Source organism: Wandonia haliotis, from assembly GCF_039523435.1.
GTDB classification, from domain to species: Bacteria; Bacteroidota; Bacteroidia; order Flavobacteriales_D; family Crocinitomicaceae; genus Wandonia; species Wandonia haliotis.
The window spans coordinates 707,189-725,643 of the sequence record NZ_BAAAFH010000011.1; the positions used below are offsets into that span (position 1 = coordinate 707,189).

The following is an 18,455-nucleotide window of genomic DNA, read 5'->3' on the forward strand; positions in this document are numbered from 1 at the left end:
TTAGTTACTGAATTACCTTTTAACAACAAGAATTCTAACTCTATAATTTACAACAAAATGGAAAGTAAGAAAACTATTTCTAGAAGACCTTCTATGAAATTTATCGCTTCATCAGAGAAAGCACCAAAGGTCGAAATTCAGGCTGGTATGAAATTCAAAGTGGAAGCCATTGAACTCGTCGATGCAACTTTAAAGCCTATAAAAAAAGGGGCTGCAAGACTTTGTGGCGGAACTTCCACCTGTTTAGCACTAATTGATATTGAGGATCTGGAAATGCCTTAAAAAAAGTCGATATGTTTTACAACTCCCGGTATAACTTCTGTTTCGAGACAGAGTCCTGTCATCTATTGTATAATTCCAAATCTGGTGCCACCGTAAAATTAAGTGGTGAAGATGCTGTAATTTTAGGTGAATACTTAATCGGAGCAAAGAGACAGGTTGATCCTGATTTATTTGACATTGACCTTTTTAGATATCTGGCTGCTTCAGGTTTTATCGTAGATGCATCCGTTGATGAACTTTTGGACATCCGAGAAAGGTATTGGAAAGCAAGAGGTGAAACACCTGTTGTTCTTACTATAACGACTACCATGAACTGTAATTTGGGTTGCTATTACTGTTACGAAGAACGAATAGAAAAAAAGCTCGAGTTCAAAGATGCTGATTCGATTATTCAGAAATTAGAGACGCTTTTCTCTCAGAGTAATAAAAAAAGTCTTCATGTTGACTGGTATGGTGGTGAACCCTTACTAAACATAGAGTTCATGGAATCTGCCTCTCTTCTGATTCAAGAGTTTTGTCAGAAAAAGGGGATTAATTACCATTCTTCTATTATATCGAATGGAACGTTATGGCCTCAGCAAATTGAGTCCTTTCTGAAAAGACATAAGATCCGACAAGTTCAAATTTCCTTTGATGGTCTGAAAGAAAATCATAATGCAAGAAGACGCTACCGAAAAGAATTTTTGTCCGGGGAAAATAACTCGTATGACCTAACTTTTTCGCTGGTAGAAAAGCTTCTTGACTTTGTCACTGTCGATATCCGGTTTAATATTGATTGGCGAAACAAGGATGATATCTTTCCCTTTTTAGATATCATATCAGAACGGGGATGGTTTGATAAAATGTATCCTGCTATTTTTCAACCTGCCAGATTATCTGCCTATTCCGAGCGGTCAGCATTTATGTCAAAAAAACAACTTTCAATCAAAGACTTTGACCTGATACGGGAGAAGATTTCAAAAAAACTGGCCGGAATCGGGAAAATCGAAGAATCGGAAGTCCCGGATGGCTTTCCTTTCCCTAAAACATTCGTATGTGCTGCGTTAGCAACCGATTCTTTTGTTGTTGGCGCTGACCAACTCATCTACAGATGTGGACTCCAGGTAGGAGAAACCAATAGGGCGACTCAATCCTTACAAACGGATTCTAATCACCACTTTAGCGATAACGGTTTCTGGGATACTTTTGACCCGACAATTTCATCGTCATGTTCCAAGTGTTCCTTTCTTCCTGTATGCTTTGGAGGTTGTCCTAAAAAACATCTGGAAGGAGACCAATCTGCTCTCGATGAACAAAGCGAATACTGGAAAAATAATTTAGCACAAAAAGTGGTAACCTATTTTGGACTGGAAACACTCTCAAAAGTTCCTTTAACGAAAGAATTACAATTCAGAGAGGGGTATTAACCTCCAACTAAAGACATTGGAAAACAGAACTTAGTAATCAAAAATCACTTTCTCAGACAAAATTTCTTTTCCTATCTTATTCTTAACGATCAGTAAGTAGGTTCCTTTTCTGAAGCCGGAAATATCAATCTGTTTCTGATCGGATGTTTTCTGTAAAACTCCTTGCATATCATATAGTTCTGCTGTTGAAAAATCAGCGCAATGTACACGGATAAAAGAAGTTGCCGGGTTCGGGTAGACACTGCAATGGCTCAATGTATTATCATCCGATGAAAGCAGTGATCGGTCCAATCGATATAATGCTGCCTCTCCTGTAGTATTGACCTCTGCCGTCAAATAATACCCCGATTGGAACGTAGTTATCCCTTCTACCTGAATAGAAAAACCTTGCGGAGGAGGTATAACCAACCGGTCTATCGTACCACTGGAAAATTCGCTGAAGGAAAAATCACTTATTTCTACCAGAAAAGGATCCGTATACGTATACCCCGAAAGGGTAATACGATTATTTGTGGAATCATATACGGCTCCGGTCACCAGTCCCTGTGTATTTATACTGTCTATTCGTGTCGTTTGATAAGTTCCCGGAAGTTTGGGTAATGCGTATATACTTGTCCATCCGTTTCCCCAGTTTTTCGTAAAAATATAAAGACTGTCATTCCCAGTAATGAGCGCCTCTGCATCAAAATTCGTTGAAAAAGAACCTGGAGTAAAATCCGTTTGATCTGCATAAGAGAAATTGATAGTATCGGCACTCACCGTATTATCCGGGGTTGAAAAGTAATCGGCAACAGCTATCCTGTAAATTCTCAAATCTGTTCTTGACCCTGTATTATTTCCGAAATCAGCAATGTAAATATACGTGCCATCGTGGCAAATATCTTCCCAATCTCTGTTCGTTGCATTTATTATAAACACTGAACGGGTAACTGCTCCTGTAATACTATCCAGCTCATATAAGGCCGGATACCCTCCTGAATCATTATGGGTAATTAACTTTCCCTGTAAGGTAATCAATCCAGAAGACTCAAAAATAACATCCTGAAGCGGAGTGACAAGTCGCAATTGCCCACTTCCCAATAGAGGAAGTAAAAAAAAGATCAGGAAACCATACAGGTAGTTCATTGCTTTAGATCATTTTGTTTTATTAGTCTTGACATCGGCTGATAACCTTAATCTAACCAAAAATAGAAGAAATTAGCCTTGCACGTAATCTGATAATAAAAAATGCTTCAATTTATATGATCTTTTTTTTAGATATACTGCAAATAATAAAAAGCTGTACGATTCTTCTTCGTAAGGATTTTTATTTTCCTCAACAATAGAACTTTTATTACCAAAATCATATCCAGCCTCTACTTCTTAAGTATTCTTCGACTAATACTAAGCCCGATACCACCTCCAACAAATAAGGTTATCCCGCGATTAAAGATTGAAGGAAACGGATGAAACCCCTCTGATGCAGGAAGATCATAAAAAAGGTGAAACAAAAGTGTACCTTCATTGGAATGATAGTAACAAGGGTCTGGAATCAAAAACTGTTCTAGAATTAAATAGTTAAACAAGCAAGCTATTATAGCTCCCAAGCTCGTAAATAGTACTATAAATAACAGCCTTCTTAAAAACAATTATTCACACGATTTAAAATCTTTTCGCTTATAAATGGCTTCTCCTACCCGAATTTCATCATCGGATGAATTCCACTCAGCAAAAGGAGACAAGATATCATTCCACTGAAAAGATAAGGTTATTTTCTCCTGACCAAGATCCTGTGTACTAAACTCGATTTTGTCTCCGTTTTCCGGCATCATAGGTTGAGTCCCTACAACAGTTGAGATAATCTTGTAATCACAATCAATTACCAGTTCTTCGGAATTATCATTCACGAATGTTCCTCTGATATCAGTTTGTTTTGAACAGGATACACAAAAAGCTGTAATAAGCGAAAGAAATATTACATGTCTTTTCATCGTTGAATCAGGCTTTTAATGCTTCACAAATGTAGCATAAAAAGTCAAACGCAAGTTATTCCCCGATTCAGGCAGGTGGCTCCCATAATTCAATCTTATTCCCTTCAGCATCCAGAATGTGCACAAACTTTCCATAATCATAGGTTTCGATCTCATCCACTATAACTACCCCCTCCTTTTTCAACTCTTCTACCAATATTTCCAGATTTTCAACCCGGTAATTAATCATAAAATCTTTTGATGAGGGAGCAAAGTATTCAGTGTTTTCCGGAAAGGGTGCCCACTGCGTTTCGCTCTTTTCTGTCGAATCAGAATTTTCGTACCACTCAAAAACCGCCCCATAGGGATTCGTCTTCAAACCAAGGTGTTTTTGGTACCATTCTGTCATTTTCTGAGGATCTTTGCATTTGAAAAAGATACCTCCCAAACCTGTTACTCTTTTCATTTTATCGCCCACTTTAAATTATTACCACACTGAATTCAAACTATTTACACCAATTCATCTCTTAGTAAACGATTGGTTGTTTGTTGTACCCAATAACAAATTAGTAACCCTATAGAAAAAGTCGTGATGAGCACTCCTACAACGAAAGGAAAGACTAAAAGAATAAGAAAGCTCCATTTGACTATTGGTATGTAGAATAAGCCGATAACCACCGTAAAAACGGTCCATATAATCACATTAACCCGCAAAGAATACCTAAATGACGCATCAGTAACACTCCCTCTGTTTAGTAGATCTTCCGGGATCTTTTTCCCTGCATACCAAAGTGCAATTAAAAATGAAACAAGGAGTCCTGCTGTCGCTTTTCCAAACAAAATGAACATTCCACCTGTCAGGACGAGTAATTCGGTTGGGATAACAGTCGAAAGTCCTAATACCGTCACTATCACAACCAGTCCTGCAGACGTCCCGATCAGATATGAAATGAATATACTTTTCCTCCTGATTTTTGCTAATTTCTCTTGATCCGTCATTTTACAACCTACAAAATACAATTAGCTAAATATACTGCATTACAAAAATCCCAGACAGGAATTTGGTTGCTTTATTTCATACGCAATAGAATCGGCTTTACCTTCATCCGCACGTCATCATTCCCTTAGTCAGTAACAATCAGCTTTTCTTCTGCTATCATTTTATTTTCTTTTGAAAGGCGGATACAATACATCCCCTTCTGTAAGTTATCTCCTGACAAAGTATAGGTCGTTCCTGAAATGTTTCCCAGTTGTTTTACTAACCGCCCTTCGATTGTATAAAGCGATAAAGTCATACCATTAAATCCATCTCCGTATTTCAACGTAGTGGAAAAAGAAAAAGGATTGGGATAGACGGAAAAAAGTCCTTGCTCTTTAGCGTCAGGAATTCCAAGTGTAGCATTCCCCAGTTTAGCGACAAATAAGTCACCCGAGTTTTGTACTCCGGCATTTGTCAAAGTAGTTGCTCCAAATGATAACGTAGCACAGTTAAATACTCCCGTCAGGTGTATGTTTCCATTTACATCTAAAGCAGCACTTCTGGTTGTATGATAATTGTTACCAAACGGGCTTTTTACCCAAAGTACATTTCCATTTGCATCCCACTTTGAGGTAAAAATATTTCTACCTCCCCCATTTATTAGTGTTGTAGAACCAAATGAAAGAGAGGAACTGGAATACCACCCTGTTACATAAGCATTTCCCTGGCTATCTACATTCACACTTTCTCCTCTATCCATCCCATTTCCTCCAACACTTTTTGCCCAAAGGACATTCCCATTTGCATCGTATTTCGCAAGAAACATATCATCACTATAATATTGATTCAAGGTTATAGCTCCAAACGAAACGGAAGAGGAAGAAAAAGAACCTGTCACATACACATTTCCAGCCGCATCTGTATGCAGACTGTTTGCCGTTTCGTACTCATTGCCTCCTGCTCCTTTTGCCCATATCACATTGCCATTTGTATCGTACTTTGCAACAAAAAGATCGGTACTCCCACTATTCGTCAGTGTAATACCTCCTAGCTGAAGTGTAGCTCCGCGAAATACACCTGTAACAATACTATTTCCTGCGGCATCCACACTAATCGCATGTCCGATTTCCAGATCCGTTTCTCCTGCATCTCTGACCCATATAATATTCCCATCCGAATCCCCTTTTGCGATAAAAACATCAGAAAATCCGTTGCTGACCAAATCAGTATTTCCCAAAGTGAAATCGGAACCATATTCTCCCGTAAAGTATAAATATCCATTGTCATCCAGCGCTATTCCATTCAATTTTTCCGACTTAATTCCTCCGGCTCTTTTTGCCCAGATTGCATTTCCGTCAGGATCAAATTTTGCCCAAAACATATCATATTGGTATAAATTGGCATTGGGTAAGGCAAAGTTTTCAATCCGAAGTGTATCTGCATCAAACCAACCTCCCACATATAAATTACCTGTCGCATCAACTGTAATACTGTTTGGTTTGGTTCCGTTTACAGAACCACCAAAATTTTTCGCCCAAAGAATATTTCCTTCATTATCATACTTCGCAATAAACATATCCGCCAAATTGGCCGAATTTCTAGTTAACGTAATGGTTCCTAACGTAAATGATGAACTGGTAAATTCTCCTGCTACGAAAACATTCCCCACATCATCTACAGCAATACTGTTTCCGATCTCTTCATACCCGCCAATTGAAGTACCTGTCGCCCAATTCCAGGCAGGTTCTTGCGTTAATATATTGGTATAAAATCCCAGCAAGACCATGCTTATTAACAATCCCTTTTTCATCCGTTCCTGTTTGTTGTTTGTGTTTCCAATGTCTTTCGTATATGACTTCTTTGCCTATCGTACAGACATTTTTCTTCCTATAGACAGGTATCACGTGGTAGTGGTTGCCATCTTTCTTTTCACGCACAGAAGCAATTAGCAATACATTTACGAAAATGTATGCCTTGCAGCTACACCATTAGTTCAATTGTACAACAGTTATTTTTTTAACTCAACAAGGTACGAAGTGATTGATTTTATTTTTTCTCCTTTGGCACTGGTAAAACAATAAAAATCAGCAAAAGCATATACCTTTCCGCTTTCCATTTTCAACACTCCATTGGCAGCACCTTCTTTTCCGTGTGATAAAATCTGATCAAGGATTAATTCGGTTGTCTTTTCGGATTTCATGTTTTGTAATTCCGCAGTAAATTCTTCTTTTCCGTTGATTTGTTTGTCTCCGACTCTATCCCAGACAATTTCATCTGATACACTAGCAATTAAAAATTCAACATCTCCTTTGGCAAATGCACTGTTGAATTTTTTCAAAAACTCTCTTTTGGGAGCATTTCCACAATCTGTTTTTATCGTAATCTTTACCATCCAATAGAGTTTTTTAATATCTTATATACTATTTGTCAAAACAACATCATTCCTAATGTAGTTATTCTAAATTTAATTAAGTGTATAAACTAGCTACTGAACAACACTTTAGTTCCAGATAGCACAAAACAAAAAATCCCAATGAAATTTCATTGGGATTTTTTTAGTAACCTCAAACGGAAAAATTACACCTTTCTGATAGAGTTTTTTATATAAAATGACTACAATTTTTAGCTGAAGTTAAATTATATGCTATTTATTTGAAACAGAACTAATCTACAAATGTGTAGGCAGTCCCTGTATTTCCAGCTCTTCCGGTTCTTCCAACCCGGTGGATATAGGTATCGTAATCATTTGGTATCTGGTAATTGATAACCAGTGATACATTGTCAATATCGATCCCTCTGGCCGCAACATCTGTTGCCACCAGTACCCTTATGCTACCATTTTTGAACTTTTTCAGGGCATTTACCCTGTAATTTTGAGATTTGTTACCATGAATCTGATCCGCCTTTACTCCTGCGTTATTGAGTTTTTTCGCAAGTCGGTTCGCCAGATGTTTCGTTTCCGTAAACAGGATTACTTTACTAAATTCAGGATTACTCAACACATCCAGTAAAAGTTTAAATTTATCCTGTCCGCTTTCCACTTTGATCACATCCTGATCAACATTTTCCGAGCTTGAATCTCCGGAATGTATTTCCACAAGGAACGGATTCGTTACAATTTCATCAATGACCACCTGTTGTTTGCGATCTTTGGTTGCAGAAAATAATAACGTCTGTTTACGTTGTTTCATTCCGCCTACCAGTTTACGAATGTCGTGGATAAAGCCCATATCAAGCATTTTATCAAACTCATCCAACACCAGTATTTTGAACTGATTCAGCTTTAAACTTCCCCGCTGATTTAAATCAAGTAAACGTCCCGGAGTACCGATAATAAGATCAAAACGGTTTTTCAAACTCCGAACATCTTTCTCCACATTTGTCCCTCCGATATAGCAAGCTGCAGTGAGATTCATCTTTGCCGACAGTTTTTTAAATTCATCATACACCTGAATCGCCAGCTCTCGTGTAGGGACAACAATCAGCGAAGTATACTTTTCCTTTTCACCCCTGAGCATATTCTCCAAAACAGGTATCAAAAAAGCACCTGTTTTACCTGTTCCTGTATTTGCAATCCCAATCAGATTTCCTCCATCCATCAGTTTATCAAATGTTTTGTCCTGAATTTCAGTAGGAGATACAAATCCCATTTTCAAGATATTGGCTTTCAATTGGGCTTGCAGATTCATATCTTCAAATCGCTTATCTACGGTAATTGATTTTTTTACTGTAGAGACAACAGCTTTCTGAATCAATAATTCCGGATTTAATTGTGATTTTCTTCCCTTGCGATTTCCTGCTTTTTGATTTGGTCCTTTTGCTTTTTTTGTTCTATTAGCTTTGCCTTTATTTGCTCCTGTCTGCATACATTAACTTCTTTCCCCTTCAGGGTTGTTTTGTTATAACAAATTCGAATTTTCCTAACCTCCTTCCAGCCGGGTCTGTTTTGCCTCTATCAACTACCTGTACATGAAAATTCTAAAAAACAATGTGACTTTATTATCCCGTGTTTTTGCCGTCTCAGAAACAATAGCAAAACTATTTATCAGAATAAGAATTAACCTGTTCGCCACAAAGGTACGTACTTTTTTGGCACTCCCGGATTTATTTTCTTTCCGGAACTCAGTTCTGTGTATTCAAAATAAAAGCCTATCTTTGCATCACCAAGTAAAATTCTGTTAAATAAGCTGGTGTTGTAATTTAGTTTTGTCAAAACGTTTCATCGTTTTCCCTTTCTTTTTTATATCATTTTATTTTGGGATTTAGTTGTTTTTCGTCTATTCATTTTTAGCGAAAAAACGTATGTAAGCCTTTGAAAGAAGGGAAGTATTCACTTAATAGTAAAGCGTATCGAACATCTTATTTTTTGTATCAAAAAGGATTTTCCTTACTCTGTTGACAAATTACTTTTTCGGCAGTTTACAAATCAACCAGAATTATACGCATAGGTGGTAAGACGAATTATTTCAGGAGAAACTTTTAAATATATATAATAACTTATGGCAGATACCTTCAATAAGAAAGAAAGAGAAAAAAAGAAAAGACAGAAAAAAAAGGAAAAGGAATTCAAAAAAGAGTCCCGAAAGGAAAGCTCCAATAAGTCCGGTTGGGAAAGCATGATGGCCTACGTGGATGAAAATGGTGTTATTCATGATACACCTCCTGCACAAACCAACAAAAAAGAAATTAAAGCAAAAGATATCGAAATCGGAATCCCCAAACGAGATGACAGTGAAATTGATCCTATTCTAAGAGGGACGATCAATTACTTCGACCCTGCTAAAGGATATGGATTTATTAAAACGCCGGACGATCAAAGTTTCTTTGTGTATCAGAGTAATATCTCAGGCGGAGAACCTGTTAAAGGTAGAAAAGTACGCTTTGAGAAAGAGAAAGGTGCAAAAGGCTGGGTAGCTGTTAAGGTTGTCCTGGAATAATACAACACTCAATTTAGCAGAACCTAACCTCTTTTACTTTTAACGAAACACTGCTCCGGTAGACAAATGTACGCGTCCGGGATTCCTATCTGAGAATCCCGATTTGTCTCCATTATGTTTATTTTTCGGAATAAAGAATCTCATCAAATTCTTTACTGACGGTCTTTCAATATTTCAATAGAACTTACTCTTCCAGATAGGCTTGTAATTCATTTTTAATCGTCATTCTTTCTACTGAAAAGGTAGTAGAATTTGCATGTAGAAAGTCTATTAATAAAACGGCTTTTTCTGACAGCATAGCTTTGTTATAGTTCCTGTTTACTTCAGTAAGTTCTGCTGATTGAACCATTGTATACAGTAACTCAATTAACTTTTCGATATGTGATTCGTGGAGATTTCTGATCTTTTTTAAGAAGTCCTGACTGTCCATTTCATTGAAATCTTCAAGTTTTAAGTCAAACGCACTTTTGAGCGTTTGATTTACTTCCTCCATGCTGTTTTGCGTATTACCTGATTTCAACCTGCTCATTTTATCAATTAAGCTAGTCAATACCAAAACAAGTTTTTCAATTTCCCTCTTTATAAAGTCTCTTTCTACTGCCATACTTTCTCTTCTATTCAGAACCCTTAATCATCTATTTACCTACTCCTCAACTCTTTTGTTGTAATAGACATTATTGATCACAATCACCTTTGCTTCTCCCCCTTAATAAATCAGGATCTTTTCAACAAACGTGTCATTGTTATCCCAAAATCTTATGAAATAAATGCCTTTTTCGAATTGAGAGACATCTATTTTCTGTTCCTGACTTTCCATTTGGAATGAAGATAGAACCTGGCCGTTAGCATTTACTATTTCAATTGTATAAATTTGATCCGTTTTTAGAGTTAATGAACTTTGTGTCGGATTTGGAAATAGTTCTGTTTTTCTTCCTTCATTTATGGAAATCTCATTAGTCAAAGGACTTTCAATACATACGGTTTGTCCTATGTTCAATTCTTCCCACATTTCAGTTTCGGGATTAAATTTATAGGACCGATCATCTTCTATATTTTCCGGACCTGATGCCCACAGAAATCGACATTCATTTGATGAACTCTGTATCCCTAAAAAGTAGCTTTCAGGTAGGTTGGTTAAATTGGTGTTAATATACTCCCAGTGATAAACGACATCTACTGTTCCGATATTAAAATTTGTAGCTGTTGCCAATAAGACTGCACTATCTCTTAAGCTTACAATTTCATTTCCTGCTTCTCCGGAATTGTCTTCAAATATTTTGAACATAAATTTAAGTTCATCACTGGCACAGGCTGTTGATTCTTCGAGAGAGAATTTAGCACCATAGAACAAAATGGAATAAATACTTTGTACATTTAAGTGCTGTACAACTATTTGTCCTGTTTCTACACTAGATGTATTGAAGTTATTAAAAGTGGAGGGAATCTGACAAAAAGTAACATCACCATCCTTCAGCGTAAAAAAATCATTTCCTTCGTGTTGCGCAAAAAGTACTGATGTATAGATTATAGCCAACAGTGATAATACAATTTTACTTTTCATACTTCTTTTATTTTACATTCGGTTTTACTATTCATTCATCGATGAAAGAGAGTAATATAAATCATTTATTCACAACAACATAACAAATTGAATCATTTATTGGACTCTAAGACTGTTTCAAATTGATCTATTCAGGTAGTATCGTTACTCTCAAATTCTCTACTTGCGAATAAATTTAAGGATTATTTTAGAACAGGTGATATTCTCCATCCCCCAAGGCGTCATCCTCCCGAAATTATTTATTTCAACTTGAAAGAAGAAGCATCAGGTTTTTCGTTTAAACAGTTGACAATTTTCCGTTTTGGAAATCAAGGAATAGTTTTGCTCCAGATTCTCCTTTATAGAAGCAGTACATGAGTCTGTCCCGGAGTCTATATCCCCTAAAATAAATACATAATCAATTGGCTTCTTCAACGAACTTTGTGCATTAGACTTCCATTCCAGGCAAGAATATTGTTCCGGTGGAGTCGTACCCAATAGTGTAGCAGGAATTTTTGCCTCATTCCATTTTACCGGAAAATACCCTGTAGCACACTCATAATTCTCAAGTATCACCATCGGTTTATCAACTCCCAGGTAATTTGAAAAGTGAGGTGCTAACCAGTTATCCGAGTAATTAAGCGGTAAAACCACACTATTGGGAGCGATTTTTTCTGACATTTCATAACATTCTACGGCTACGTTATCCAAATCACGAATAACAGATGAGTAATATACTGTCAACCTGAGATTACAATATAAAACGACCAATACTCCTAATATCGTAAACCATTTGGGCAATCTCTGTGTTGAAAGCCAGATGATCAGAACGATGAAAAATAACAATCCCAATCGCACAGAAACAAAACCGGCAGTTCCATCGGAATCAGGAAGTACAAAATAGAAGAGTAGCATTGAGAGCGCCAGTATCAGCCAAAAGTTAGAAAGTACAATTTTACCTTTCGCAGATGGAGAAGGATTGCCGCGGGAAAAAAAACGTCCGGTAATTTGGAGATAGAGGGACACGACTGTCATCGCCATCAAAACGTAGAAGATTTTTTTCGTATACGTTGCTTCGAATACAAAGTCATATACGATAATTGGCCGGATCTCCTTCAACCACTTTATCAATTCTGAATACTCCAGGAAATTAGCGTTCCCGGGCGTATCTCGTGACAAAAAATAATTCAACAATAAAAGCAAAGGAACAAAAGCAGAAAGCAATACTATCCCGGACTTTTTTAGTACTGACTTCCCTGCCTCTTTAACCTGTAACGGATAATTATCCACAAGGGTCATCACTGCTTTCGTTACAATATGTACACCAATAAAAAACAGTAACAATCCGAAGATAAAAATATGAGAAAAATAAGTCAATGTGGTTAGTAGAAACAAAACAAAAATGTTCTTTTTTGAGAAAAGATGATCTTCATTTTTTATCCAGTAATTGAGTGTAATAAACAGCAGTAATAATGCGATAGAGAAGTTATAGAATCCTAAAAGGAACAGAAAAGAATAGGAAAAAGGAAATATCAGGTAGCTGAATACGACATAGTTTTCCGGATGTATGGTTTTTAAAAGTGCTCTGAATGAAAGCGGGAATGCTATCAGGTAAAACAAAACCAGTATTTTCTCGGCAACAAATGAAGGAAGGAAAAGATTAAATACAGCCAGAATAAAATGCCCGATCCAATTAGGAACCGGCTCCTGATTCAAAACAAAAAACTCATGGATCTGCGGGTTGTTTTCAAACAGCAATGCATTAATCAAATTTGAATTATACAAGTGCGCAGCTCCATCCATTGTAGGCAGGAACGTATTCGTCAAAACCGGTAGTAAGCTTATCGCGATTACTGTTAAGAACACGTATTTTTCCAGTTTGTCAAATTTTCTGGCTATCATATCGTCTCGCATGTAGAGTTGTAACGAAAATTTCTCCGTTTGAAATGTACGTAAGATTATTCTAAGATTGACCGTTCATCTCGTATTTCCTATCTGTAATTAGTAAAACCAAGGATTTGCCTTGTAGAAAAAACAACAAGAACGGAACCAGAGTACGGAATTTGCGGTATACGTTGTTGTATCACCATTCAACAACTTCTATAACAAACCTTTTAACCACTTTTTTTAGATAGTTATACAAAAAACAACTAGTGACACCATTTTGGCATACTACCATGCAGATGGTATTTATCGAGTTGGTAACTATCAGTGAATATTACCAACTTTTACGTTTTATAATCAATCTTCCTTTGTCATCACGAACAAAATCAAGTACAGTTGAATCTTCTATTGCAAATTTCACTAATACAGAATCGCCAGGCAAAGCGTTGCAATATCTACAATTTCTAATCCAACCTTTAATCTCCTTCTTCTTTGTAGGGTTAATTGTTACATAACACCCCGTACCTCCATAACCTCCTTTGTAACCAATAAATAAACCATAAATAGTATTATTATTTTCTAGCTTATTTTTTTCATCTTTTACTTGATAAAAGTATAGAGTAAAACCTACAACATGAAGAATCACTATATTTATATAGAGCATATATTTTTTATAAAACTTCTTCAACATATCATTTAAATTATTGGATTGTTCCAATTGGTTAAGTCCATTGATACTATTTTACAGTCTATCAGAGGTTGCGCTAATAATGAAGTTTCCTGTTATAAAATTTAAACACGAAGATTTAGATCTAGGAAGACAACTACGTGCAAATCCGAAAACACTCATAACTGAGTATCCTATAGTTACTGGTAATGTACTTGTAGCCCCCAATGTACTACCATAAGAAGCAGTAAGCCATGTATTAATACTCCTGATAACCGGAACCATAATCATCGCATTATAAGATAATCCAGCGGATAAAACTAATGAATTTCCCTTCTAATCCCTATCAACGGTCGTATAGCCTTTATTTATATAATTCAGACCTATGCTTACGGAGCTAGTGCCGATCTTACTTAAGGGTCTTCCCGTTTTTTTTCATTTGCAAATTACAACAAATCATACGAGTAATAAATCTGGTACACTACCCACCTGCTAATCTGGTACACGACCAATCAACTTCTCATATTTTTCCCTATTCCAATAGCAACTTTCAAGTTCCACTATTTCTGGTTTATCAATCGCATATTTTATGAGTATAGTATCTCCGATATTTACCTGTCCATAACAATGTTTTGGGTCAAATCTTTCAGAGTCAATTATTTTCCCATTTATAAAGTGGTATACTTCTATATAATTTCCCAAGCGTGAGGCATGATATTTATCAGAAACTACAGCGAAATTATATTTACTTTTCATTAAAGCTTTTTCTTTTTGTGAATCACGGTAATATAACCACCCAACAAATACAAGAAAAATACTTACCCAAAAAATTATTTCTTTTTTATTTTTCACCTTGCTGACTATTTTTACGTTCAAATTCACCAATTAAGTAATTATGATACATTTGAAAATAGATTCCAAGAAATGGTGTGCCAAATCTCCTGTTACCGTATGAGTTCATTATAAAACTTGATGAATTCTGAGAGAATCCATAGTAATCATAAGCTCTAAATATTACTCCTTCTTTAACATCAACTTTAATCATAGTCGTTGATGTTTCCCACAATCCTACCTTCCAGAAACTAAGACCTCCTGGGATAAAGAAAGATGAACCCGAAGAGTATAAGCTCAGATTAGCATCTGGATTAAGAACTGTTTGTATAGTAAAATCTAAAGTAAAACTTTGATACCCACCCCGCATACAAAAAGTGGTATGATAGGTTCTCGCTCCATTAACGTCCCATGGCATCCATGTAGGGGCTGTTTCGATAGCAAGCGGAGCAAATCCAATAATTAAAGATGTTTTTATCGCAAAATCCAGACCTGTTGCGGCATCTTCATAACTTTGGTCAATTATTTGTAATGCACGACGTTGTTCTTCTGTTCCACGGATGTCTCTGCAATTCGGGTCAAATCTGCACCAATCGTAAAGTTTATACTGTCTTAGGTATTCGAAATTATCTATTTTATTGCTTGCTTTTGCGTTTTCGTATGAGGCTTTGTTTCTTGGAGAGACTTCTACATCATTCATTACTCCCCCATCACCACCTTGACCGACCCACACACCATTTTCATACTTGTAGTGCCATTCTGTACCTTTTGCATCAGTACGCATAAAATCATCTCCCTCGTTTGGATTTTCGGGAAAAGCATCACCACCACCGTCTCCACCATAATTTACAGACTCCAACCCATAAGGGTCAGTAAAATAAACAGGGTTATTAGCAAAGTCTACATAAGGCGACATATTTGGAAACTTCGTCATCAATGGGGCTAACGACTTCCAACGACCTAAACGTGGGTCGTATTGACGGAACTCCGTGGTATAAGAGTTCCCATTGCCAGACACTTCCCCGTCATGCTCCATGCCATTAAAGAGGTAGCGATAATCCGCCCCACCATTCCTGCCCGGCATGGTCATTCCAAACGCATAATAATCACTCCATGATAAGATCACTGGATCGTAATTACCATCCGTAGCGTTCCACATTTTCCGGTCATTGATCATCGCCAGCACATTCTCCATCAACATAAATAACTGAATAATCATCTTGTGTGGTAGTTGATAGACTTTCTATAATTTTTTCAATTTTGTTATACATTTCTTCACGTACGCAATAACCATGTTTAGTTAGCATTCGTTTATATTTCGGTGAAATTTTCACTATTAATCTACCAATATTTTTTTGAGAATGTATATAATAAATTCGTTGATCTTTCCCTTTTTCAAGATAGCTTAGATAAATACTGTTATCAGGATTTTTAATAGATCTCATTCTTTCTATATATAGAACCGAATCCAGGTAGTCTTCAATTCTCATGGCCATTTGCAATAATTTTTGATATTCTTCTTTGGAGGTTTTCTTTATTTTGCTCATTGACTCATCCGCGTTGTGTATACTGTCATAAAAAACTCTGTAATTATTGTAATTTACAATTCCAACTTTGTAGCATTTCGTATCATTCAAATTATCAGGTAAACGGGCTTTCTTTATTTTGAACCTAAATTTAACTCCAAACCGATCAAAATGTGACCAACCTTCATAATAATACCTTACAGGTTTTTCTAATGAATCTCCTTCATAGTATTGGGTTTTGTGAAATGACTTACCAAAAACAGTAGTTTTAGAAGAAAGATTATCGTTATAATCTAAATACATCGAAAAAAACAACTCTTTATAAATATCATTTTTACTAACCTCAAATTCTTGTGCAAAAAATGAGATTGGAAAAATCACTAAGAATAAACTAATCAATTCTCGCTTTAGACTTCGGATGTTTCTTATAATCTCTATCATTGTCCTGACTTTTTGATTCTTCTTTTTTACTGTCTTTGTTATCACTATCTTCAGATTCTATAATAGTATAATCCATTGACTGAGGAAATTTGCTTTCAACTCCTCCACTGCGTTTAAATTTATCAAGCGCTCCATCAATATTTGTTCTGCTAGGTTTGGTGTAAGGTATAAGTTTGATACCCTACCCAATTTCTTCTAAATCAAACTTTACTTCCTCTATTGGTACAACTCGTTCTAATCCACTATTATCTTCTAATAAAACAAATTCAAAATTTGGTTCTCTTTGATAAAACCCATCTTTAAAAGAAACGAACTCAATAAAGTCAGAGTCTGTTATAAAAACGGATTCATCATTAAGAAAATCATATACTTCTTTTCCAAAACGAACTTTAACTGCATAATTAGGCAATATACTTACATCGGTTATTCGGCTACTAGCCCCATTAAAATCGGCTCCTTCACCATATACTTCCAAATATTGGTTTAGTTTAAGGACCTTTCTTTCCACTAAAATTTCCCAATTTAATTGTAACCAATCAGCAATAGAACTCTCATTTGTTGTATAACTTCTATCCTCCAAAAGAGGCATTACTGAAGCCCAAGATTCATTCATAAATTCAGCAAAATGTCTAATAGCAATATCTATGTCTACTTCTTTCATATCTAAAACCCGTTTAATATATAAAGTTTTTATTGTGTCAGTAACTTTTTGAAGAATTCCCACAAGAGCCTTAAAGTAAGTATCCACTCTTTACTCCTTTTGAATAATCTCAATTTTTTTTATCTCCGAAATAACATGCTTTTCAGGAATAGAAGGTTTAACAAAACCATTTATTTCCTCTCCAAGTTCAGTTTCAAACCTATAACTTCCTTTAATTTTTAGCTTTTTCCGATAAAGGCTATCTGGCCATTGCTCATATTCATTTATGTAATATACAAGTGTATCGTTACAAACTAGGACAGCAGATAGTTTGGCATTTTCAGAATACCCAGTAATTTCTATCACTACTTCATTTTTTGCTTTCTCAAGTTTATTCACTTTACAAGAGTAAAACAAAACCGTAAATACAAATATTATTCTTACCATCATTGTGTCGGTTTTGGACCTAAAGATTTTTGAACCTCAAATACTACTCTGGTAAAATCTCCTAATGATTAAAAAAACCATTCAATGTAGTATGTTTAACCTTCATGCCAGAAGCTGTATGATTAGCTTCCCACCAAAGGCCAGTGTTTGGATTCATCCAAGCAAAATCAAATCTATAATAATTTAATCTTCCATGCCAATTATTTAAATCATACTTACCTCCAAAAGGAATTTTAATCTCACCATTTTCATTATGACTCCAAAACCAGAATGCAAATATCTGATAATGCCTCCCCCTGATTAATTTCCGATTCGGATAATCAGGATTCGTACCTTCCAACCCAAACGGATCGACAAAATAAACAGGATTATTATCAAACGCTACATACGGACTCATGTCCGGATATTCTGCCATCAACGGATCCAACGACTTCCAACGCCTCAAACGCTGGTCATACTGTCTGAACTTCGTTGTATAGCTGTTTCCTTTGCCCGATATTTTATTATCGGTTTCCATATCGTTGAACTGGTAGCGGTACCCCACACCTCCATTCCTACCCGGCATGGTCATACCAAACGCATAGAAAGGATTACCGGGTCGTAATTGCCATCCGTAGCATTCCACATTTTACGATCGTTAATCACAGCCAAGACATTGTTCAGGTGGTTGGTTAACTCATATCATTTATGTCCGTTGGCATCATACGCGTAAAAAGTAAGCTGTAAATTACCTGTAGTTACTCCTCCTGAACGGATTTGAGCCATTTTCAGAACGCGTTGACCGAATGGATTGTAGTGAAACTCAAGATTCGGACTCGCTGCATCCGTACGCATGACCTTCAATAATTTGTGATCCCCGTATCGCCATTCCAACTCCATGTCTTCCGATGCGTCTTCGATCAACTCCCCGATCTTGTTGTAGGTGT

General features: G+C 36.3%; 21 protein-coding genes. 3 read left to right on the forward strand and 18 right to left on the reverse strand.

Annotation, left to right across the window (positions count from 1 at the left end):
• The first annotated feature begins 57 nt into the window (after positions 1-57).
• Both ABDZ97_RS11475 and ABDZ97_RS11480 read left to right on the forward strand, forming a co-directional pair.
• Positions 58-282, forward strand: a complete 225-nt coding sequence (locus ABDZ97_RS11475) for a hypothetical protein (protein WP_343787727.1) — start codon at positions 58-60, stop codon at positions 280-282.
• 11 nt (positions 283-293) lie between these two features.
• On the forward strand, positions 294-1,688 hold the full coding sequence (locus ABDZ97_RS11480) for a radical SAM/SPASM domain-containing protein (RefSeq protein WP_343787729.1): 1,395 nt from the start codon (positions 294-296) through the stop codon (positions 1,686-1,688).
• Positions 1,689-1,718: 30 nt separating this feature from the next.
• Here ABDZ97_RS11480 and ABDZ97_RS11485 read toward each other — a convergent pair whose 3' ends face one another.
• The 7 genes from ABDZ97_RS11485 to ABDZ97_RS11515 all read right to left on the reverse strand — a co-directional run bounded on the left by ABDZ97_RS11485 (position 1,719) and on the right by ABDZ97_RS11515 (position 8,482).
• Positions 1,719-2,813, reverse strand: a complete 1,095-nt coding sequence (locus ABDZ97_RS11485; protein WP_343787731.1) for a T9SS type A sorting domain-containing protein — start codon at positions 2,811-2,813, stop codon at positions 1,719-1,721.
• 503 nt (positions 2,814-3,316) lie between these two features.
• Positions 3,317-3,658: a hypothetical protein gene (locus ABDZ97_RS11490; protein WP_343787733.1), complete on the reverse strand. Its 342-nt coding sequence runs from the start codon at positions 3,656-3,658 to the stop codon at positions 3,317-3,319.
• A gap of 67 nt (positions 3,659-3,725) precedes the next feature.
• Entirely contained in the window at positions 3,726-4,103 is a 378-nt protein-coding gene (locus tag ABDZ97_RS11495; RefSeq protein ID WP_343787735.1) for a VOC family protein, read from the reverse strand.
• Positions 4,104-4,147: 44 nt separating this feature from the next.
• Positions 4,148-4,636, reverse strand: a complete 489-nt coding sequence (locus ABDZ97_RS11500) for a hypothetical protein (protein ID WP_343787737.1) — start codon at positions 4,634-4,636, stop codon at positions 4,148-4,150.
• A 125-nt stretch (positions 4,637-4,761) separates the two neighbouring features.
• Entirely contained in the window at positions 4,762-6,426 is a 1,665-nt protein-coding gene (locus ABDZ97_RS11505; protein WP_343787739.1) for an SBBP repeat-containing protein, read from the reverse strand.
• Positions 6,427-6,624: 198 nt separating this feature from the next.
• On the reverse strand, positions 6,625-7,008 hold the full coding sequence (locus tag ABDZ97_RS11510; RefSeq protein WP_343787741.1) for a nuclear transport factor 2 family protein: 384 nt from the start codon (positions 7,006-7,008) through the stop codon (positions 6,625-6,627).
• A 271-nt stretch (positions 7,009-7,279) separates the two neighbouring features.
• Entirely contained in the window at positions 7,280-8,482 is a 1,203-nt protein-coding gene (locus tag ABDZ97_RS11515; RefSeq protein ID WP_343787742.1) for a DEAD/DEAH box helicase, read from the reverse strand.
• 633 nt (positions 8,483-9,115) lie between these two features.
• Here ABDZ97_RS11515 and ABDZ97_RS11520 point away from each other — a divergent pair.
• Positions 9,116-9,553 carry a cold-shock protein gene (locus tag ABDZ97_RS11520; protein WP_343787745.1) on the forward strand — a complete coding sequence of 146 codons (438 nt, stop codon included), beginning with the start codon at positions 9,116-9,118 and terminating at the stop codon, positions 9,551-9,553.
• A 184-nt stretch (positions 9,554-9,737) separates the two neighbouring features.
• Here the strand turns inward: ABDZ97_RS11520 and ABDZ97_RS11525 are convergent, their stop codons facing one another.
• From ABDZ97_RS11525 to ABDZ97_RS11575, 11 genes are all read right to left on the reverse strand, one after another.
• Complete coding sequence (locus ABDZ97_RS11525) at positions 9,738-10,157, reverse strand: hypothetical protein (protein WP_343787746.1); 420 nt, start codon at positions 10,155-10,157, stop codon at positions 9,738-9,740.
• Between the two features lie 102 nt (positions 10,158-10,259).
• Positions 10,260-11,114 carry a T9SS type A sorting domain-containing protein gene (locus ABDZ97_RS11530; protein ID WP_343787748.1) on the reverse strand — a complete coding sequence of 285 codons (855 nt, stop codon included), beginning with the start codon at positions 11,112-11,114 and terminating at the stop codon, positions 10,260-10,262.
• Between the two features lie 264 nt (positions 11,115-11,378).
• Positions 11,379-13,007 (reverse strand): hypothetical protein, encoded by a 1,629-nt coding sequence (locus tag ABDZ97_RS11535; protein ID WP_343787750.1) that lies wholly within the window; start codon positions 13,005-13,007, stop codon positions 11,379-11,381.
• 304 nt (positions 13,008-13,311) lie between these two features.
• Positions 13,312-13,668 (reverse strand): hypothetical protein, encoded by a 357-nt coding sequence (locus ABDZ97_RS11540; protein ID WP_343787752.1) that lies wholly within the window; start codon positions 13,666-13,668, stop codon positions 13,312-13,314.
• A 468-nt stretch (positions 13,669-14,136) separates the two neighbouring features.
• Entirely contained in the window at positions 14,137-14,496 is a 360-nt protein-coding gene (locus tag ABDZ97_RS11545) for a hypothetical protein (protein WP_343787754.1), read from the reverse strand.
• Entirely contained in the window at positions 14,486-15,694 is a 1,209-nt protein-coding gene (locus tag ABDZ97_RS11550; RefSeq protein WP_343787756.1) for an RHS repeat domain-containing protein, read from the reverse strand. The genes ABDZ97_RS11545 and ABDZ97_RS11550 overlap by 11 nt, the downstream gene beginning before the upstream one ends.
• Positions 15,642-16,442, reverse strand: a complete 801-nt coding sequence (locus tag ABDZ97_RS11555) for a hypothetical protein (RefSeq protein WP_343787758.1) — start codon at positions 16,440-16,442, stop codon at positions 15,642-15,644. Before ABDZ97_RS11555 ends, ABDZ97_RS11550 begins: the two co-directional genes overlap by 53 nt.
• Before the next feature lie 181 nt (positions 16,443-16,623).
• On the reverse strand, positions 16,624-17,190 hold the full coding sequence (locus ABDZ97_RS11560) for a hypothetical protein (RefSeq protein ID WP_343787760.1): 567 nt from the start codon (positions 17,188-17,190) through the stop codon (positions 16,624-16,626).
• A gap of 3 nt (positions 17,191-17,193) precedes the next feature.
• The gene (locus tag ABDZ97_RS11565; protein ID WP_343787762.1) at positions 17,194-17,532 is read right to left on the reverse strand and encodes a hypothetical protein; all 339 of its coding nucleotides are present in this window, start codon (positions 17,530-17,532) and stop codon (positions 17,194-17,196) included.
• Positions 17,533-17,590: 58 nt separating this feature from the next.
• The gene (locus ABDZ97_RS11570) at positions 17,591-18,154 is read right to left on the reverse strand and encodes an RHS repeat-associated core domain-containing protein (protein ID WP_343787764.1); all 564 of its coding nucleotides are present in this window, start codon (positions 18,152-18,154) and stop codon (positions 17,591-17,593) included.
• Between the two features lie 56 nt (positions 18,155-18,210).
• Positions 18,211-18,455 (reverse strand): hypothetical protein (locus ABDZ97_RS11575; protein WP_343787766.1); only part of this gene is annotated, 245 nt, incomplete at its 5' end.